Consider the following 19,526-nt stretch of genomic DNA (forward strand, 5'->3'; position numbering starts at 1 on the left):
ACTATGAAAAAAATTACCATTTTATTATTGTCGCTTGTTTGTTTTTCGGGAGTCTCCCAAAGTAAGTCAACAGGAGTTATTAATTTAACGACTAATATGACTGCCAATTTCACACTAAACAATACCACATCCAAAGTAAGTTTAGTACTAACCGGACCTTCCGATAGATGGTTTTCAATAGGATTAGGTGTTTCTTTAGGTTTTGGAATGGGTAGTGGAGATTTACTAGTTTATACTACAACATTAACAGATAGAAATTATGTTGGGACTATAACTCCTGCAACCGATGCAAGTCAAGATTGGACTACTGTTTCAGATGTTGTACTTTCTGGAGTGCGAACATTAACGTTAGAACGTTCCTTAACGAATACTGATATGAACGATTTTCAATTGCCTTATGCAACAACTAATTCTATAAATTTAGCTTGGGCTCGTTCAAGTGGAGTATCTACATCACTAGCAAACCACGGAGGTACAAATAGAGGATTTGCTTCAGGAACATTTACAGTATTGGGTTCGGATAAATTTTCTCTAGAGTCTTCAACTATTTTTCCAAATCCTTCCAATGGAAGTTTCACCATAAAAACTAATTCTAGTTTATCAAAAGTAAATGTTTACACGCAAACAGGTGCTTTTGTAAAAACAATTGAAGTAAGTAACGATTCAAAAGATATTGACGTAAGTATTAGTGGTCTTTCAACTGGAGTTTATTTATTAGAATTGAAAAATGATTCTGAAAAGTCTTGGAAGAAAGTTATTATAAATTAAAAAACAGTTTTATTTAAATTAAGTTAAAATTTATTTTAACTTTTTAAAATTTTATTAAATTTGGCGTGTAAACGCCATTTTTATTTTGTATAATATTTTTAATATAAAATCATGAATAAAAAACAAAAAAAAATAATTGTACTAATTTTTTTATTGTTATTGCTATTAACTGTAGGATTTTTCTCTGCCCGTTATTATGCTTACCATGGTGGTAAAAGAGATGTTCAGACAGAACAAACTGCTTTCACATTAAAGACTAAAGATATTCTTGCAGAGTTCACAACTAATGAGGCAGCTGCTAATAAAAAATATCTCGAGAAACCAGTTGCAATTTCTGGTGTAATAACTTCGATTAATGATAAAGAAGTAATTATTGATGAAGTTGTGGTTTGTGGTTTTACAAATGCTGACGCAACTTTAAAAAAAGGACAAACCATTAGTGTTAAAGGTCGTGTTATTGGTTATGACGACTTAATGGGTGGCGTAAATATGGATCAATGTTCAATAAATAAATAAATTTAAAATGAAATTACCTAAAATCACCTTTTCCGTTTTCTTTCTTTTTTGTTTTGGATTTGCCAATGCACAAGACGATTTGATGAACGAATTAAATACTACCAAATCAGATAAAAAAGAAATTACTTCTGCTGCATTTAAAGCTTTACAAGTTGCAAACATGCAATCTACTAAGCTACCTGCTCAGGGAGATTTTTATTTTTTAGTATCCCATCGCTTTGGTGATTTAACGGATGGAATTAACAACTTTTTTGGATTGGACAACGCTTACACAAAATTAGGAGGTATTTATGGAGTTACTAATTGGTTATCTATTGGAGTTTCAAGACATACTCATGATAAATTATATGAAGTTGCTTTAAAGTATAAATTAGCGAATCAAGAAGACGATGGTTTTCCTGTAACAATTGTTGGATATAATACTATGGACATTAATAGTTCTAAATTAGAAGTTATTTATCCAGAAATTAAATTTAATAATCGTTTGGCTTATTCAAATCAACTGATTGTTTCAAGGAAATTCTCAAATACTTTTTCTGCAGAATTAACGCCAATATTTATTCATAAAAACTTATATGATGCTGATAAAGAAGCTAAAAAAAACACCTTTTTATTAGGAACAGGAGTTAGATATAAACTAACAAAAAGATTAAGTTTGAACCTTGACTATGCAGCTAGATTAAATACTCCAGAAGGTTATACTTCACCTTATCATAATCCAGCAACATTAGGATTAGATATAGAAACTGGTGGCCACGTTTTTCAATTAGTAGTATCTAATAGCCAAGCTATGAATGATGTTTCTTATTATACAACAGGAAGTGGAATAGTTGGTGGAAAACAAATTTTCTTTGGATTTAATATGTATAGAGTTTTTTAAAAAAAAATAAGTTATGAAAAATATTAAAATAATTTTAATTACCATATTCGGTGGATTTCTTTTTGTTTCCTGCGATTCCGCTACAACGCAAGATCTTTCGCCAATAGTTATAGCACCAAAATATACGGCTAATGTTAAGCCTGTTTTTTCTGCGAACTGTACAGGTTGTCATTCAGGAGGAAGTCAACCGCCAGATTTAGACTCCTACACAGCAGTTAAAGACGCAACTTTAAATGGAAATGTTGTATGTAAAATTTCGGGTTCTTGTGGGGCTATAATGCCACCAAGCGGTGCTTTGCCTCAAGCCACAATTAATTTGATTAAAACATGGAAGTCTAATGGATGTCCAGAATAATTTTTTGATTTAAAAAACAAATAACTATGAATAAAATAATTGTAACAATAGTATGTTTCGTTTTCTCATCTGTAGTGTTTTCACAAAAAATGATTACACGTTCAGGAGAAATAAAATTTGATGCAACCTATTCTGGAGCTATAGATCCAGTTATTGGAACCAACAAGACGGTTTCATCAATATTTGATAAAGCAACTGGAGAGCTTGTTATTCAAGGATTAGTAAAATCCTTTAAGTTCAAATTGCCATTAATGGAAGAGCATTTTAATGAAAACTACATGGACAGTGACAAATTTCCAAAAACTAGCTTTAAAGGAAAAGTTGTAAACTATGATGGAAAAAATGGCACTTATGATGTGGAAGGTGATTTAACCATTCATGGGGTTACGAATAAAGTAAAAACCAAGATAATAATTTCAAGTAACGGAAGTAAATTAGTAATTTCAGGAAATTTTGTAGTAAAATTAACCGATTATAAATTAGAAGTTCCTGCATTGGCTAAAAGAACTCTTTCAGAAACTGCTAAGGTGTCTATCAAATTAGAATTGGAGAATAAATAAAATTTTAAAATGAATATATTTGAAAATAAAGTTTAGTATGCTTTTCTTACTTTACCAAACCAAATTAATATTTTATAAAGAAGCCAGATAATGGCTTCTTTTTTGTTTTTATCATTTATATTATTAAAAGAAGAAGCCATATCTATTCTCCTCTGTTTAAAAGATGCTGTGGATAAGTTAAATAATTAGAGGTAACTTATATTCTAGTTTTGTTTAAAATAAATTCCACAGTTTGTTTTTAAAATTGTATTAAACTATACCAATTAAGCAAATTACTGACAATTATCAGTTACGAAAACGTTTTCTTTTGCTAGATTTGTAACAAATTAAATATTTTATTTATGAGTAATTCGTATAAACTTTCGGTTAATCAGGCTACTACTTTTGATTTTACCGAAAATGATCTAGAAAATCTCGATGCTGTAAGCGTTGGAAACGAAAAATTCCACGTGTTAAAAAACAGTGTTCCCTATAAAGCAGAAGTTGTTTCTGCAGATTTTCTTGCCAAAAAATATACCATAAAAGTCAACAACAACACTTATGAAGTTGCAATCTCCAATCCTTTAGATTTATTAATCAAAAGTATGGGTATTGAACGTGGCAGAACCAAAGTGGTAAATGCAATTAAAGCACCAATGCCTGGGTTGATTCTAGAAATTAGTGTTTCTATTGGTCAAGAAGTTAAAGAAAATGATCCTTTATTAATTTTAGAAGCGATGAAAATGGAAAATAGTTTCCTTTCTCCTCGTGATGGAATCATAAAATCTATTGCAGTTTCTATTGGAAACGCTGTAGATAAAGGACAGTTGTTGATAGAATTCGAATAGAAAATAAGTTTCAAGTTTAACAATATTAAACTTGAAACCTGAAACAAAAATTTAATACACGAGATTGCTTCGTACCTCGCAAAACCATGAAAAACATAACCAAAATATTAGTTGCCAATCGCGGTGAAATTGCCATTAGAGTAATGAAAACCGCTAAGAAAATGGGCATAAAAACCGTAGCAGTTTTTTCAACTGCCGATAGAAATGCACTTCACGTAAAATATGCGGACGAAGCTGTTTGTATTGGGGAAGCTGCCTCAAGCCAATCCTATTTGAGAGGCGATAAAATCATAGAAGTTTGTAAAGAACTTGGAGTAGATGCAGTGCATCCGGGCTATGGTTTCTTGAGTGAAAATTCCGCTTTTGCAGAAGAATGTGAACGAAACAATATCATTTTCATCGGACCAAAATCGAAAGCGATTGAAATGATGGGAAGCAAATTAGCGGCTAAAGATGCCGTTATGAAATACGATATTCCAATGGTTCCTGGTATTGACCACGCCATTACCGATATTGAAGAAGCTAAAAAATCGGCTCGGGAAGTTGGTTTTCCTATCTTGATTAAAGCTTCTGCTGGTGGTGGTGGAAAAGGAATGCGTGTAGTAGAACGCGAAGAAGATTTTGTTTCTCAAATGGATAGAGCCATTAGCGAAGCAACTTCTGCTTTTGGCGATGGTTCTGTTTTTATTGAAAAATACGTTACCAAACCGCGTCATATCGAAATTCAAATCATGGCCGACAGTCATGGAAATGTATTATATATTTTTGAAAGAGAATGCAGCATCCAACGCCGCCACCAAAAAGTGGTAGAAGAAGCACCTTCCTCTATTTTAACTCCAGAAAAACGAAAAGAAATGGGAGAAGCTGCTGTAAAAGTAGCCCGTGCATGTGATTATCTTGGCGCTGGAACCGTAGAATTTTTGATGGACGACAAACATAATTTCTATTTCCTAGAAATGAATACGCGTTTGCAAGTAGAGCATCCAGTTACCGAAATGATTTCTGGTTTGGATTTAGTTGAATTGCAAATTCGTGTTGCTCGTGGTGAAGAATTACCAATGAAACAAGAAGATTTAGTAATTCACGGTCACGCTATGGAACTTCGTGTTTATGCCGAAGATTCTATGAATGATTTCTTACCAAATGTTGGTTTCTTAAGCACCTACCAGTTGCCAGAAGGCGAAGGAATTCGCGTAGATAATGGTATTGAAGAAGGTATGGATGTGCCAATTTATTACGATCCAATGTTGTCTAAATTGGTTACCTACGGAAAAACCCGTGAAGAAGCAATTGCTTTAATGATAAGTGCGATCGATAATTATCATGTAGAAGGCGTTGCAACAACTTTACCGTTTGGAAAGTTTGTTATGGAACACGAAGCATTCCGTTCAGGTGATTTTGATACTGGTTTCGTAAAAGCATATTATGACGCTGAAAAACTTAAATCAAAATTAGACACCGAAGCCGAAATTGCAGCATTGCTTGCTTTAAAACAATATGTTGCTGATAAAAAAGTTTTGCGATTACCTATTGAGTAAAGAATATAGACAAAAGAATATAGAAAAGAGATAATAGAATAAAGAATATAGAATAAAGAATAAAGAAAAAAGACGTGATGTAACGATTTTAGAGTCTTTTTTCTTTTCTCTATTTTCTTTTTTCTTAAAAGAAAAAAAATGGAAGATAAAATTAAAATATTAAACGATAAAATTGCTCTTGCCAAATTAGGTGGGGGTGAAAAACGAATAGCATCCCACCATGCCAAAAAGAAATTAACGGCTCGTGAGCGTGTAGAATATTTAATGGATGAAGGTTCTTTTGAAGAAATAGGGATGTTGGTTACCCACCGAACTACCGATTTTGGAATGGAAAAAGAAATCTATTATGGCGATGGTGTGGTTACAGGTTACGGCACAATTAACGGTAGAGTGGTATATGTTTTTGCACAAGATTTTACCATTTTTGGAGGTTCCTTATCCGAAACCCACGCTGAAAAAATTTGCAAAGTGATGGATATGGCTCTTAAAAGCGGAGCTCCAATGATTGGATTGAACGATTCAGGTGGTGCACGTATTCAAGAAGGGGTTCGTTCACTAGGAGGTTATGCCGATATTTTTTACAGAAACGTACAATCTAGTGGAGTGATTCCACAAATATCTGCTATCATGGGGCCCTGCGCTGGTGGAGCGGTTTATTCTCCTGCCATGACCGATTTTACGATGATGGTAGAAGGCAATAGTTATATGTTTGTTACTGGTCCGAACGTGGTTAAAACCGTTACCAACGAAGAAGTAACTTCGGAAGAGTTGGGTGGTGCTAGCACGCATTCCACCAAGTCTGGAGTGGCACATATTACTTCTCCTAACGGAATCGAATGTTTGGAAGACATAAAAAAGTTATTGAGTTACATGCCTCAAAATAATAGAGAAACTACTCCAAAATTACCGTATGTAACCAAAGATGAAGTTCGGGCTAAATTAGATACTATCGTTCCAGATAATGCTAATAAACCTTACGACATGCACGATGTTATTGAAAATATTATCGACGAAGATTCCTTCTTTGAAATTCATAAAGATTTTGCAGAAAATATCATTGTAGGATTTGCTCGTTTAGGAGGAAGAAGTATCGGGATTGTGGCTAACAATCCTAAATTTTTGGCAGGTTGTTTGGATGTGAAAAGTTCTATAAAAGCAGCACGTTTCGTTCGTTTTTGCGATTGTTTCAACATTCCGTTATTGGTTCTAGAGGATGTACCAGGTTTCTTACCAGGAACCGACCAAGAATGGAACGGAATTATTGTTCATGGAGCCAAACTATTATATGCTTTTAGCGAAGCAACTGTGCCCAGAGTTACCGTTATTACTCGTAAAGCCTATGGTGGAGCGTATGATGTAATGAACTCCAAGCACATTGGTGCTGACATGAATTTTGCTTGGCCAAGTGCAGAAATTGCTGTTATGGGAGCCAAAGGTGCTTCGGAAATTATCTTCAAAAAAGAAATTAGCGAAGCAACTGATCCAACAGCAAAATTGTTAGAAAAAGAAGCAGAGTATGCCGAGTTATTTGCCAATCCTTATACTGCAGCACAACGCGGATTTATCGATGAGGTAATTTTGCCACACGATACCCGAAGAAAATTACTTAAAGCATTTAGTATGCTAGAAAATAAAGTAGTAGATACTCCAAAAAGAAAACACGGAAACATTCCGTTGTAATAACTTTTTATAAATTGAAAAACCGTCTTATTGCAAAATGTGACGGTTTTTCCATTCTTTAATACCACCGAATTCCAAGTGTTTAAATTAAAATTAAGTTAAAAAACCTACTTAAAGCCTGTTTTTTTTCGTAATTTGTACCTCCTTAAAAAGTACTCAGTAGTACTTTAGAATAAAATAGTACCATGAAACGCATCCATTTAATTTTAGTATTGAGTCTTTTTTTTAGTATATCTTCTTTTTCGCAAAAAGTAATTAAACATAAGATAAAATCAGGTGAATCTATATTGGGTTTAGCTATTAAATATGGTGTTAGTGAAAAAGATATTTACGAATTAAATCCGAAAACAAAAGGTGCCTTATTACAATTGAATCAAGAGCTTCGCATTCCGAATAAAAAAAATAAAGAAAAAGAAAAGCCTTCTAAAAAAGACAAGAAAGAACTGCTTGCAGAAAAAAATAAGAAAAAAGAAATTACTCCAGTTGTTAAAGAAATACATGAAGTGTGTGTAGATCCTGCGGATGTTACAATTACACATATTGTGCAGTCTAAAGAAACTTTATATAGCCTTTCTAAACAATATGGAATAACGATGGAGGCTATCTGTGAGCTAAACCCAGAGTTAAAAACTAGCAATTTAAAGAAGGGGGCTAAGTTGAAATTTCCAAATAAGGAGGCTGTTATTCAAAGTAATAAAGATGCTAATGCGGTTAATCAAAATGATGCAATAGTTTCTATTACCAATGTGGTGCATAAAGTGCTTGCCAAAGAAACATTATATGGCATTTCTAAAAAATATGGTGTTTCAATTGCTGATATTGAAAAATTAAATCCAGGTATTGAAAACGGACTTCCAGTTGATTACTTATTGATGATTAAAAAAGGAGTGCATAAAGCTCCCGAAGAAACCAAAGATTTTATTACAAACCTTCCTAAAGAAGAAGAGGAAGTAAAAGATATACCTGCGGGAAATGCAATTAAAGCTGATTATTTAATTCGAAAAGCATCCGAACATTTAGGTACTCGTTATCGAAGTGGAGGCACTACAAGTGCTGGATACGATTGTTCGGGCTTGATGTTTGCAACGTTTCAAAATGTAGACATGACTTTGCCAAGGTCCTCCCAAGAAATGGCTAATTACGGAATAAGAATTAACCGATCACAAGCCCAAAAAGGAGATTTAATATTTTTCGCCACTTTTGGTGGGCGAAGAGTAAGCCATGTAGGAATGGTTACCGAAGTGGTTGACGGAGTAATAAAATTCATTCATTCCTCAACCGGTTCGGGTGTTATAGTTTCTTCTCTAAACGAATCCTATTATTCTAGAACTTTTGTACAAGTTAATAGGGTTTTGTCGGAATAAATTGAGTTGGATCAACATTGAATTTAAAACCTATTCCATGAAGATTTTCAATAGATATTCCTTTTTCAGTTGCTAGAATTTTGCGTAAGCGCGAAATAAATACATCCAAACTTCTTCCCATAAAATAATCATCGTCACCCCAAAGTGATTTTAAGATTTCTTCTCGTTTTAGTACTATATTTTTATTGTCTAAGAAAAACTTTAGTAAGTCAGATTCGCGTTGGGTTAACGATATTTTTTCAGTATCGGTAAACACTAAATAATTTTTACTGTCAAATTGGTATTTGCCAACAGTATAGTTGGTATTTGGAGTGTTGCTCTTTTTGGAACGTTTTAAAAATATTTCAATTTTAAGCACTAATTCCTCAATGCTAAATGGCTTTACCAAATAATCGTCGGCACCAAGGCGTAACCCTTTAATTCGGTCTTCTTTCAAAGTTTTTGCCGATAAAAAAAGTATTGGAACTTCAGTGTTTTCTTTACGAATGTTTTCGGCAAGTTCAAAACCATCCATTTTTGGCATCATAATGTCCAAAATACAAACGTCAAAATTATCCTTTTTAAAGGTTTCTAATGTTGAATTTCCATCCGAACAATGAGTCACATTATAGAACTGCTCTAAATTGTCTTTAGTAAGAAACGCAAGGGTTTCATCGTCTTCGGCATAAAGAATTTTATATTTTATCATAGGTTTAATTTTGCCTCATTAACTTGGAATAACAATAGAAATTGTGATTCCATTTTCTTTATTATTACTAGCAAATAGTTTCCAATTGTGTTGGGTACAAATCTTTTTCACATAATATAAACCTAGTCCGAAACCATTAATTTCATTGCTCTTGGTACTCGGAATTCTATAAAATTTATCAAATATAAAACTTAAATTTTTATCAGAAATTCCAATACCATTATCACTAAATTCAATTTTTATTAGACTATTTTCTTCTTTTAGACTGATTGTTATTTGAGGATTTACATCGCAATATTTAATTGAATTATCCAATAAATTATACACAATATTTGTAAAATGAAATGCATCTGCTTGAATGGTAATGTCTTTAATAGCATTAATTTTCACATATAAATTAGGATGTTTTAATTGCATATTTTCCACCACCTCTTTTAGAATCGGAACTATTGAAATTTCTTTCAAATCCATTTTCATGGGCGTATTATCCGATTTTGCAATATTTAAAATCTGTTCAATATGACTGTTTAATTTAGTGCTTTGGTGGATTATAATTTCGGTATATTTTTTTAGTTTAGTATCCTCTATAATTGGTTTTTGTTTGTTCAAATAATTAGAAGCGAGTAGGATAGAGGATAAAGGCGTTTTAAATTCATGTGTCATGTTATTGATAAAATCCCGTTGCAATTCGGAATATTTTTTTTGTTGGATAATAGTGTAAATCGAATAAACATATACCAATAAAATTACGATTAATGCAAATGAAAGAACGAACCAAAACCGTAAAGAACTAAATAGGTAAGTGATTTCGTTTGGAAAACGAACGGCAAAATAATAAACAAGATTTTTATGCTTAGGAAAATAAACCGTTCTTTTTTCTGGCGATTTCTCGGTAAAAGAAATGTAGTTGCCATAGACCATTTCGTCACTTTGACAGTTGTACATTGCATATTCAAAATCGGTGGTGATATTGAATTTTGCGAATTCTGTTTTTAGATAGTATTCTAGAATTTTTGGTTCAAAATCATTTTCAACATTTACAATATAATAATCATTAGCAATTTTCTTAATAGGATTTTCAGAGGGTAATTCACTATTAGTTCCTTGATACAGTTTTTTAACTACTTCCAATAAAGCAATATGCGTTTTTTGAGAAAACTTTTTCTCCTCTAAATTAAAAGCTTCTTTAGTCCATAATAATTGTGCAATTAAGATTCCTATAGTTGCTACAAGTCCTAAAACAATTATAATGTTGAGTTTTTTAGTTTTCATGTTTTTGCGTGGCACAAATAAATCTAGTCATTAATTTAAGATAGTTATTGTAATTTCACCATGTAATATTACTAAAAAAAAGTTTAAAATTAAGCCATTAACAAGTCGTTAACAAACATTGGATACCGCTTAACAAAGGTGTAGTTGGTATTGATTTACTTTTGTATTGTTCCAATCGGTGAACACAATCAATAAACGAATAGTAATTAAAAAAAATCAAAATTATGAAAAATTTAAAAATTTCAATCTTGGCATTAACTTTAGGTTTAATGTCTTTTTCAGTGGTTCCAAATCACAAAAATACTACTGTAAAAACAGTTATTACCTCTCCAATTTCTTGGAAAATTGAAACTATTGATGTTGGACAAATTCCCCAAGGGACTCCAAAACTAATTGAATTTGAATTTAAAAATACAGGTAAAACCGCAGTTAAAATAACTACTGTTCATGGTTCTTGTGGTTGTACAGCAACCGATTATACTAAAGAAGCTATTGCTCCGGGAAAAACTGCCATAATAAAAGCAACTTATAATGCAGCAAATATGGGTGTTTTTACCAAAACAGTTACCGTTACATCCAGTGCAGAAGAAACTCCAAAAGTTTTGACTTTTAAAGGAACGGTGGTTGCCAAAGCATAAATAATAAAAGGTTGTTTCAACAAAAAAAACTCCTAAACAATTAAGATTAGGAGTTTTTTAATTTCATAGAAAAAATATTAATTTCTATTCGACATTCTGTATTTTTCCATTCGTTCTTTCCTGTCATCAATATATTTTTTATACTTGGCTTTTTGTTCGGCATTAAGAAAAGTATTTATTGTTCTATCGGTTTTTTCGTTAATTGCATCTACTTCTTTTATTTTATCTTCATTAGAACTTTCTGCTTTCATTACAGCATAAATACTCTTTGAACTTGCTTCAATTTCTTTTCTAATAACAATAACTTGAAGATCATCTAAACTCAAGTCTTTAGTAAGTTTTTCAATGCTTTTATTAAGATTTTCAGTTCTTTCTTTTTCAATATCTTCCGGACTTTTAGTGGTAGAATTTCTGTTACCCATGCCTTGGTTGTTCATTCCGTTCATCCCACCGCCCATGCCACGATTCATTCCACTACCTCCATACATTCCACCATTACCATATTGAGCAATTGATGTAGTACATGTAAAAACAAAAAGTCCAATAAATAAGTAAAATTGTAATGTTTTCATTTTTAGTTTTTTTAAAGATATAAAAATAATAAAAAATTAATAATTAAACAGGTTCTCCGTATAAATCATATTCAGTAGCATCTGTAATTTTTACATTAACAAAATCACCAGTCTTTACATAGAATTTGGAAGCATCAATTAACACTTCATTATCCACATCGGGGCTATCAAATTCGGTTCTTCCAATAAAGTGTTCGCCTTCTTTTCGATCGATAACACATTTAAAAGTACGCCCAATTTTTTCCTGATTCAAATCCCAAGAAATCTGCGATTGCAAATCCATAATTTCAGCAGCACGCGCTTTTTTCACCTCCTCAGGAACATCATCTACTAAAGCAAAAGCGCCAGTATTTTCTTCATGCGAATAAGTAAAACAACCCAAACGTTCAAATTTCATTTCCTGTACCCAGTCGCGCATAATTTCAAAATCTTCTTGCGTTTCACCAGGATAACCCACAATCAAAGTAGTTCTTATGGTCATTCCAGGAACTGCTGCTCGAAAATCTTTCAATAATTTAGTAGTTTTTTCTTTGGTAGTTCCACGTTTCATCGATTTCAAAATTTTATCTGAAATATGTTGCAACGGAATATCAATATAATTGCAAATCTTAGGTTCGTTGCGCATCAATTCCAAAACATCCATCGGAAAACCAGTAGGGAAGGCGTAATGCAAACGAATCCACTCAATACCTTCTACTTTCACTAAGTTTTCAAGTAATTCGGCAAGATTACGTTTTTTATAAATATCCAAACCGTAATAAGTCAAATCCTGAGCGATAAGAATCAATTCTTTAACGCCATTTTTAGCCAAACCTTCAGATTCTTTTACTAATTTTTCAATAGTTTGCGAAACGTGCTTACCGCGCATTAACGGAATAGCACAAAAACTACAAGGTCTATCACAACCTTCGGCAATTTTCAAATAAGCATAATTTTTCGGAGTAGTGGTCAATCGTTCTCCAAGCAACTCGTGTTTGTAATCGGCACCAAGAGCTTTCAATAAAAGAGGCAATTCAGTAGTCCCAAAATACTGATCCACATTCGGAATTTCCTTTTCTAAATCTGGGCGATATCGTTCCGATAAACAACCAGTTACAAAAACTTTATCTACAATTCCGCGCGCCTTTTTATCGGCATATTCCAAAATAGTATTCACTGATTCTGCTTTCGCATTATCAATAAAACCACACGTATTAATCACTACAATATTCCCTTCCTGCTCGTGCACAACATCCTTACCACTAGCTTTCAATTGCCCCATCAACACCTCACTATCGTAAGTGTTTTTAGAACAGCCAAGCGTAATTACATTGATTTTATTTTTCTTTACCGATTTGGTTCTCATACCTTTATTTAATTGGGATGCAAAATTACGTTATTTATTTTAAGAAGCGAAACTTTAGGGCATTTTAGTAAAGGCAATTCCCGTTTTCCGTTCCAATCTTTTTCAACTCAGACAGAGTTAAAAAACTCTGTCGGAGTTGAAAAAGGATTTCCACTACAACCGGGGCTAAAACTGTAAACATTTAGAGAGAAATTTCAATTCAAAATAAGGTTATGTTAAATCTAGAAAATTATTAAAAAAAAGATTGCAACTTTATGGTTAAGAATAATAGCATCTCAAAATGAACATTCCACAATTAACCATTCCTCGTGTAGTTATTATTGGAGCCGGATTTGGCGGACTTGCCTTAGCCAAAAAACTCCGAAATAAAAATCTTCAAGTGGTACTTTTAGACAAACACAATTACCACAACTTTCAACCCCTTTTATACCAAGTTGCCACCGGCGGTTTAGAAGCAGGTTCTATAGCTTATCCCATCAGAAAAGTAATTCAAGAATACAAAGATTTCTATTTTCGTCTAACTTCGGTAAAAGAAATTGATACTGTAAATCAAAAAGTAATTGCCGAAATTGGCGATTTACATTACGATTACCTAGTCATTGCAACAGGTTCCAAAACCAATTTTTTTGGAAATAAAGAAATTGAACGCAATGTCATGTCAATGAAAACCATTCCACAATCGCTAAACATTAGAAGTTTAATTCTAGAAAATTTTGAACAAGCGGTTTTAACTAAAGATGAAGCCGACAGAAATTCCCTAATTAATTTTGTATTAGTAGGGGCAGGACCAACAGGAGTGGAACTTGCTGGTGCACTTGCTGAAATGAAGAAAGCCATTTTGCAAAAGGATTATCCCGATTTAGATATTTCTAAAATGGAGATTAATTTGGTTCAAAGTGGCGATAGAGTGCTCAATACCATGAGCGAAAAATCCTCCCTTGCAGCTGAAAAATTTCTAAATAATTTAGGCGTTACCATTTGGAAAAACGTTCGCGTTACCAATTACGACGGACGCACTATAACAACCAATTCCGATTTAACTTTTGAAACCGCAACCGTAATTTGGACTGCCGGAGTACAAGGTGCAATTGTCCACGGTTTGGATGCAAAATCACTTGTAGAACGAGCAGAACGTATTCGAGTAAATCCATTCAATCAAGTAGTTGGTTACAATAACATCTTTGCGTTGGGTGATATTGCTTATATGGAATCTGAAAAATACCCTCAAGGACATCCCATGATGGCGCAACCGGCTATGCAACAAGGTAATTTATTAGCCGAAAATCTGGTTAAATGTATTAACAACAAACCCATGAAACCATTTGAATACAATGACAAAGGTTCTATGGCAACCATTGGTAGAAATTTAGCAGTGGTTGATTTGCCTCACTATCATTTTAGTGGCGTTTTCGCCTGGTTTGTATGGATGTTCGTCCATCTCTTTTCCTTAATCGGATTTAAAAACAGAGCCGTAGTTTTTCTAAATTGGGTGTACAATTACATTCGTTTTGATCGCGAAGGAAGATTGATTGTTAGACCATTTAAAAAGAAAAGTTTTACCACGTTTACAAGTGATGAAGTTTAAGGTTTCAAGTCCTACAAGGTTTTAAAAACCTTGTAGGTTTAAGATTTTCATGTGTTTTATACCTACAAGGTCAAAAAAAGACCTTGCAGGAAAATAGGTAAACCCAAAACCTAGAACCTAGAACCTAGAACCTAGAACCTAGAACCCTCCTTATAGTAATTAACTAATAAATCCACAAATTTGCTATACCCCTCCATACCATCTTTTTGCTGATTCATTTTTAAGAATTGATCGTAAAAAGTGTGAAAGCCTTTATCAATAAAGGTGTCGTATTGTTTCCAAAAAGCATCACTTTCTTTATAATTTTTAATAATCCCAGGATTGATTTTTGTTTTTAAAGTATTAAATTTCGACTCATCTTCCATTGCAATATTCATCATGCAATACCGCAACGCATTGCTATACGCCGAATATTGAAAATACAAATCGTTGTTTTTTATCCCTGCCAAAAATCCAATAAAATTACATTCACTTTCACTGGCATAGCCAATTTGGTGTGCCATTTCATGACAAACCACGTTCGGAAAACTCACCATTGGCAGTTTAGCATTCACTTGCGCTTCATTGGTAAACGGATTCAAATAACCGGCAAATCCCATATAGGTTAAAGGCAAACTCAATAACGATTTCTTCTTACTCGAAATTTCATAATTAAAAAAAGCATATTCTTTTGCTAAAGCAGTATAACCATTTTGTGCCTTAACCAAAACCGAATCCTGTGAATTTGGATTTATGACTTTTAAATTTCGGTTATGCGTAAGTTCCAATTGAATGGCGTTGGTTTTAGTAATTAATTTTTCGGTAAAAACTTCCAAATCGGCATCCGAATAGTCCCGTTCAATATTCATTTTTTCAAAAAGTGGTACTCTATAATAATTAAAAGCCCACAGCAAATGAAATAGAAAATAGGCAACCGATAGGAAACTAGTAACCTTTAACACATTGTTTTTCCAGTTTAACTTCCAAGTTTTTCTAGTTTTCCAAATAGAATTAAGCACATACACAATTACCAATCCGTAAAGGATATCTCCAACAGAAAAAGGAACTTTTCCTATAACTGTCCGAGAAATTTTAGAAAGCACCACATACAATCCGTTGCTGTAAAATTTTTCCACCATTTCAGGAAAAAAGGCAAGGATTTTCAGAAATACTATCTGAACTAATAGAAATAAAGTAAGGATATATTTGCGTTTCAAACTATTAAATTTGCCATAAAAATACTTATAAATAAAGAACTCGTGCTTCTTTTTTTGTAAATTTGTGATTCTAAAATTCATTATTATGGAATATGTTACCGATAGAATTACCATTGACGATAAAATTTGCAACGGAAAACCTACTATTCGTGGTAAAAGAATTACCGTGCAAACTATTTTAGAATTTTTAAGCGCAGGCGAATCTAAAGATGAAATTTTAAAACAATACCCTTCTATTGAAGAGGAAGATATTACTGCTTGTTTGAAATTTGCTTCCCAATTAATGAATAGAAATTACACAATTAAAACAGTTGCTTAATGGCTAGTTTTTTGATTGACGCTAATTTACCTTACTATTTTTCACTTTGGAATACTTCTGCTTTCATTCATCAAAAGGATATCAATGATGAATGGACCGATGAACAAATTTGGCTTTTTGCTAAAGAAAACAACCTTACTATTATTTCAAAAGATTCCGATTTTTCCAACAAAATTATGTTGAGTATTCCTCCTCCAAGAGTAATTCATATTCGTTTTGGGAATATGAAAATGAAACCATTTTTTGATACTATCAATAAGGTTTGGAATGAAGTTGTTGAAATGAATAAAGAACATAAATTAGTAAATGTTTTTACAGATAGAATTGAAGGAATTGAATAATTATAAATAAAATACAATAACAAACTAAATATACAATGAGCCAAGAAATTAGAAACCTAGAACCCAAAGCACTTTGGAACAAATTTGCCGATTTAAACGCGGTGCCTCGTCCTTCTAAAAAAGAAGATCGAGTAATTGAGTTTATGAAAAACTTTGGAAACAGTCTAGGATTAGAAACATTTGAAGATGAAATTCGTAACGTAATAATACGAAAACCAGCAACTCCAGGAATGGAAAATCGCAAGCCAATTGTACTTCAAGGACATTTGGATATGGTTTGTCAGAAAAACAACGATACCAATTTCGATTTTGATACCCAAGGAATTGATATGTATGTGGATGGCGACTGGGTTCGTGCGCGCGGAACCACTCTTGGTGCCGATAACGGACTTGGAGTAGCGATGATGATGGCAATTCTAGAATCGAAAGAAATTAAACATCCGGCTATCGATGCACTTTTTACTATCGATGAAGAAACTGGAATGACTGGTGCTTTAAACCTAAAAGGAGGAATCTTAAAAGGAGAAATCCTTTTAAATATGGATACCGAAGAAGACGACGAAATAGGAATTGGTTGCGCAGGTGGAATTGATGTAACAGCCAACAGAAGTTATAATGAAGAAGAAACTCCTGAAGGATCTGTTGGATATACCATTACCGTTAAAGGCTTGAATGGCGGACACTCTGGAATGGATATTCACAAAGGATTGGGTAATGCCAACAAAATCATGAACCGTTTATTGTTTGACGGTTTCGAAAATTTTGGTCTTCAAATTGCTGAAATTTCAGGTGGAAGTTTGCGTAATGCTATTCCTCGCGAAAGCAATGCCAAAGTAATTGTAGCCTCGATGTATGACGAGGCTTTTGTGTTTGATATGCAAGAAATGATTAGCGATATCCAAACCGAATTCAAAACAATGGAACCTAACTTAACTGTTGAAATCGTTAAAAGCGATTTACCTAGTAAAGTGATGGATTTAGGTGTTCAAGAAGGTTTACTTCGCGGAATTTATGCTGCGCACAATGGTGTATACAGGATGACTGCTGATATTAAAGATTTGGTAGAAACTTCTAATAATATTGCCCGTGTAATTGTAAAAGAGGGTGAAATCACCATTCAAAATTTAACGCGTTCGTCTGTAGAAAGTTCTAAATTTGATTTAGCAAATGCGTTGCGTTCGGCATACGAATTGTTTGGTTGCGAAGTAACTCTAGCAGGAAGTTATCCAGGATGGACTCCAAATGTAAATTCCGAAATATTAGACCTTTTGGTTACTATTTATGAAAAACAAAATGGAACTAAACCAAACGTTGCTGCTTGTCACGCAGGATTAGAATGTGGAATTCTAGGGACTAATTACCCAGATATGGACATGATTTCTTTCGGACCAACCATTCACGGTGCACACAGCCCAGATGAAAGAGCATGTATTTCTTCTTCCCAAAAATTCTGGAAATTTGTATTGGAAATTTTAGAGAATATTCCGGTTAAGAATTAAGAAAATAAAAAAAATGTTAAAAATTAAATCCCGCTCTTCAGCGGGATTTTTTTTGATTTATACTTTCAAAAAGGCGAGTAGCCATAAACAACTTTTGAGTTATTTTTTAACGTTTCGCAGTTTTAGTAGTGGAGATGAACCAAGACCAATAATTAAAACTTTAAATTAAAACCTTTCCATTTTAAATAAATTCCGAGCCTCGCCATTTTATGGGAGTGTTGCTAACTTCAGGTTTTATTCTTGAATTCTATTTTTCAAATCCATACGAGAATGTAAAAATCTCGTAATTTCAATTTCTTTCTCGCTCAGCTTTCTGTAAAATATTATATGTTGACCAGATTTATAACCAAAAATTTCAAGGCTAATCTCGTCATAGTTTTTTCCGTAGTTTTGATTGTCAGCTAATGTTTGACAATCTTATAGAAGTTCATAATAATATTTGTCAGCTTGATTTTCCGACCAAACTTCATATGTGTAATCCCAAATTTTGGTTAAATCGTCAACAGCTTTGTTGGTTAGGATATATTTAGCCATTTCTTTTTTTGGCTTTTAGCAATTCAAGATGTTTTTTTGGATCAAAATTTTTTGCTATTCCGCTTTCAATTCCCTCGTTTATAGCATTTTTCAGAGCAATAATTTTACTCTCTTCTTCTTCCAATAATCTCAATCCAGCTCGAATAACTTCGCTTGCGTTTTTGAATCTACCTTCCGAAACTCTGCTATCGACAAAATTTTCAAAATGGTTTCCTAGTGAAACTGATGTATTGCGTCCCATAATTTTATTATTTATTTGTAAAGTTACCAATATTTGGTAACAATCAAAGAAAATTTTGATTTTTTGTGGATGTAAAATTTTAGTTAACGTTATGCCAATTTTAGATGACTTGAAGTTCATAACCGCTCAATTTTCGGCTAAACGAAATCGTGATGCGGAACGGTAATTCCACTAAATTCCAGCTAGCTCAAAATGGCGGTTACCACACGTTTTTATTTTCAATTTCTTAATTATAAGGGTTTTCAGAATCCAATTCTCCTTTATGATAAATTAAAAATTTAGCCTTTTTTTATTAAATTCGACGGTTTCAACTTTATAGATTCCTCTTAAACATTTATTACTATCATAAATTAGTTCTTTGTCAAATATTATAAATTTAGATGTTGTCAATCGTATAATTTCTCCACAAGCTAAAAAGCCTTCACGACTTACTACTATATCTGCATCATCATTTACTTTATACCGCCCTAAATTTTCGTAACAAAATTGAAAATAAAAACTACATAAAATTAATGGAATTAAAACTACAATCGAAATTACCTTTTGAGTTGTATTTTTATTAATTGCAAAATATAGAAGGCTTGTTAGAATAAAAATAAGTCCAACTATTAAGTTTGAGTATATTCCTTTCAGTTTTATTCCGTTAAATGATAATACCATCAGAATTAGAAAAGTAATTGTTATATAAATTAATAAGCTTTCGATTAGTTTTTCCGTTTTTGGAAATCTTTTTTTTGTCAACCCTGGAATTAAGTTGAAGCCAATAATTATTAATATGAAAATTATAATAGCTATCATTTTTTTAAAT

At 32.8% G+C, this 19,526-nt stretch carries 21 protein-coding genes and 1 pseudogene; 14 read left to right on the forward strand and 8 right to left on the reverse strand.

Going from position 1 to position 19,526, the window contains the following annotated elements:
• Positions 1 to 3 precede the first annotated feature (3 nt).
• From ACIQ2J_RS07495 to ACIQ2J_RS07535, 9 genes are all read left to right on the forward strand, one after another.
• Positions 4 to 768, forward strand: a complete 765-nt coding sequence (locus ACIQ2J_RS07495; protein ID WP_396168135.1) for a T9SS type A sorting domain-containing protein — start codon at positions 4 to 6, stop codon at positions 766 to 768.
• A gap of 111 nt (positions 769 to 879) precedes the next feature.
• Positions 880 to 1,284 (forward strand): hypothetical protein, encoded by a 405-nt coding sequence (locus tag ACIQ2J_RS07500; RefSeq protein WP_396168137.1) that lies wholly within the window; start codon positions 880 to 882, stop codon positions 1,282 to 1,284.
• A gap of 7 nt (positions 1,285 to 1,291) precedes the next feature.
• On the forward strand, positions 1,292 to 2,164 hold the full coding sequence (locus ACIQ2J_RS07505; protein ID WP_396168139.1) for a DUF5777 family beta-barrel protein: 873 nt from the start codon (positions 1,292 to 1,294) through the stop codon (positions 2,162 to 2,164).
• Between the two features lie 13 nt (positions 2,165 to 2,177).
• Positions 2,178 to 2,519, forward strand: coding sequence for a hypothetical protein (locus ACIQ2J_RS07510; protein ID WP_396168141.1), 342 nt, complete (start codon positions 2,178 to 2,180; stop codon positions 2,517 to 2,519).
• Positions 2,520 to 2,545: 26 nt separating this feature from the next.
• Entirely contained in the window at positions 2,546 to 3,079 is a 534-nt protein-coding gene (locus ACIQ2J_RS07515) for a YceI family protein (protein WP_396168143.1), read from the forward strand.
• A 341-nt stretch (positions 3,080 to 3,420) separates the two neighbouring features.
• A complete protein-coding gene (locus ACIQ2J_RS07520) occupies positions 3,421 to 3,906 on the forward strand; it encodes a biotin/lipoyl-containing protein (RefSeq protein ID WP_396168146.1) in 486 nt (161 codons plus the stop codon).
• 95 nt (positions 3,907 to 4,001) lie between these two features.
• Positions 4,002 to 5,444: an acetyl/propionyl/methylcrotonyl-CoA carboxylase subunit alpha gene (locus ACIQ2J_RS07525; RefSeq protein WP_396168212.1), complete on the forward strand. Its 1,443-nt coding sequence runs from the start codon at positions 4,002 to 4,004 to the stop codon at positions 5,442 to 5,444.
• A 138-nt stretch (positions 5,445 to 5,582) separates the two neighbouring features.
• Positions 5,583 to 7,124 carry an acyl-CoA carboxylase subunit beta gene (locus ACIQ2J_RS07530; RefSeq protein ID WP_396168148.1) on the forward strand — a complete coding sequence of 514 codons (1,542 nt, stop codon included), beginning with the start codon at positions 5,583 to 5,585 and terminating at the stop codon, positions 7,122 to 7,124.
• 185 nt (positions 7,125 to 7,309) lie between these two features.
• A complete protein-coding gene (locus tag ACIQ2J_RS07535) occupies positions 7,310 to 8,488 on the forward strand; it encodes a LysM peptidoglycan-binding domain-containing protein (RefSeq protein ID WP_396168150.1) in 1,179 nt (392 codons plus the stop codon).
• Here ACIQ2J_RS07535 and ACIQ2J_RS07540 read toward each other — a convergent pair.
• Together ACIQ2J_RS07540 and ACIQ2J_RS07545 are read right to left on the reverse strand one after the other, a co-directional pair.
• Positions 8,466 to 9,176: a response regulator transcription factor gene (locus ACIQ2J_RS07540; protein ID WP_396168152.1), complete on the reverse strand. Its 711-nt coding sequence runs from the start codon at positions 9,174 to 9,176 to the stop codon at positions 8,466 to 8,468. The genes ACIQ2J_RS07535 and ACIQ2J_RS07540 overlap by 23 nt on opposite strands.
• An 18-nt stretch (positions 9,177 to 9,194) precedes the next feature.
• Positions 9,195 to 10,448 (reverse strand): sensor histidine kinase, encoded by a 1,254-nt coding sequence (locus ACIQ2J_RS07545; protein ID WP_396168154.1) that lies wholly within the window; start codon positions 10,446 to 10,448, stop codon positions 9,195 to 9,197.
• Between the two features lie 224 nt (positions 10,449 to 10,672).
• On the opposite strand from ACIQ2J_RS07545, the gene ACIQ2J_RS07550 reads away from it, so the two are divergent.
• Complete coding sequence (locus ACIQ2J_RS07550; protein WP_396168156.1) at positions 10,673 to 11,086, forward strand: DUF1573 domain-containing protein; 414 nt, start codon at positions 10,673 to 10,675, stop codon at positions 11,084 to 11,086.
• Positions 11,087 to 11,163: 77 nt separating this feature from the next.
• Here ACIQ2J_RS07550 and ACIQ2J_RS07555 read toward each other — a convergent pair whose 3' ends face one another.
• Together ACIQ2J_RS07555 and rimO are read right to left on the reverse strand one after the other, a co-directional pair.
• The gene (locus ACIQ2J_RS07555) at positions 11,164 to 11,658 is read right to left on the reverse strand and encodes a hypothetical protein (RefSeq protein WP_396168159.1); all 495 of its coding nucleotides are present in this window, start codon (positions 11,656 to 11,658) and stop codon (positions 11,164 to 11,166) included.
• 43 nt (positions 11,659 to 11,701) lie between these two features.
• Entirely contained in the window at positions 11,702 to 13,003 is a 1,302-nt protein-coding gene (rimO, locus tag ACIQ2J_RS07560; RefSeq protein ID WP_396168161.1) for a 30S ribosomal protein S12 methylthiotransferase RimO, read from the reverse strand.
• A 280-nt stretch (positions 13,004 to 13,283) separates the two neighbouring features.
• Here rimO and ACIQ2J_RS07565 point away from each other — a divergent pair, with 280 nt between their 5' ends.
• Positions 13,284 to 14,588 carry an NAD(P)/FAD-dependent oxidoreductase gene (locus tag ACIQ2J_RS07565; protein WP_396168164.1) on the forward strand — a complete coding sequence of 435 codons (1,305 nt, stop codon included), beginning with the start codon at positions 13,284 to 13,286 and terminating at the stop codon, positions 14,586 to 14,588.
• 131 nt (positions 14,589 to 14,719) lie between these two features.
• Here ACIQ2J_RS07565 and ACIQ2J_RS07570 read toward each other — a convergent pair whose 3' ends face one another.
• Positions 14,720 to 15,784 carry a DUF3810 domain-containing protein gene (locus tag ACIQ2J_RS07570; RefSeq protein WP_396168166.1) on the reverse strand — a complete coding sequence of 355 codons (1,065 nt, stop codon included), beginning with the start codon at positions 15,782 to 15,784 and terminating at the stop codon, positions 14,720 to 14,722.
• 85 nt (positions 15,785 to 15,869) lie between these two features.
• Between ACIQ2J_RS07570 and ACIQ2J_RS07575 the strand changes: the two genes are divergently transcribed.
• The 3 genes from ACIQ2J_RS07575 to ACIQ2J_RS07585 are packed head-to-tail and all read left to right on the forward strand — an operon-like array spanning position 15,870 to position 17,943.
• Positions 15,870 to 16,103: a DUF433 domain-containing protein gene (locus ACIQ2J_RS07575; RefSeq protein WP_396168168.1), complete on the forward strand. Its 234-nt coding sequence runs from the start codon at positions 15,870 to 15,872 to the stop codon at positions 16,101 to 16,103.
• Positions 16,103 to 16,444 carry a DUF5615 family PIN-like protein gene (locus tag ACIQ2J_RS07580; protein ID WP_396168170.1) on the forward strand — a complete coding sequence of 114 codons (342 nt, stop codon included), beginning with the start codon at positions 16,103 to 16,105 and terminating at the stop codon, positions 16,442 to 16,444. The genes ACIQ2J_RS07575 and ACIQ2J_RS07580 overlap by 1 nt, the downstream gene beginning before the upstream one ends.
• 35 nt (positions 16,445 to 16,479) lie before the next feature.
• Positions 16,480 to 17,943 carry an aminoacyl-histidine dipeptidase gene (locus ACIQ2J_RS07585; RefSeq protein ID WP_396168172.1) on the forward strand — a complete coding sequence of 488 codons (1,464 nt, stop codon included), beginning with the start codon at positions 16,480 to 16,482 and terminating at the stop codon, positions 17,941 to 17,943.
• A 234-nt stretch (positions 17,944 to 18,177) separates the two neighbouring features.
• Here the strand turns inward: ACIQ2J_RS07585 and ACIQ2J_RS07590 are convergent.
• The 3 genes and pseudogenes from ACIQ2J_RS07590 to ACIQ2J_RS07600 all read right to left on the reverse strand — a co-directional run bounded on the left by ACIQ2J_RS07590 (position 18,178) and on the right by ACIQ2J_RS07600 (position 19,516).
• Positions 18,178 to 18,477: pseudogene (locus ACIQ2J_RS07590) on the reverse strand (type II toxin-antitoxin system RelE/ParE family toxin).
• The gene (locus tag ACIQ2J_RS07595; protein WP_396168174.1) at positions 18,470 to 18,718 is read right to left on the reverse strand and encodes a type II toxin-antitoxin system ParD family antitoxin; all 249 of its coding nucleotides are present in this window, start codon (positions 18,716 to 18,718) and stop codon (positions 18,470 to 18,472) included. Before ACIQ2J_RS07595 ends, ACIQ2J_RS07590 begins: the two are co-directional and overlap by 8 nt.
• A 270-nt stretch (positions 18,719 to 18,988) precedes the next feature.
• Positions 18,989 to 19,516: a hypothetical protein gene (locus tag ACIQ2J_RS07600; RefSeq protein ID WP_396168176.1), complete on the reverse strand. Its 528-nt coding sequence runs from the start codon at positions 19,514 to 19,516 to the stop codon at positions 18,989 to 18,991.
• Positions 19,517 to 19,526: the final 10 nt, after the last annotated feature.

This window comes from Flavobacterium sp., assembly GCF_044357305.1.
Lineage (GTDB): Bacteria > Bacteroidota > Bacteroidia > Flavobacteriales > Flavobacteriaceae > Flavobacterium.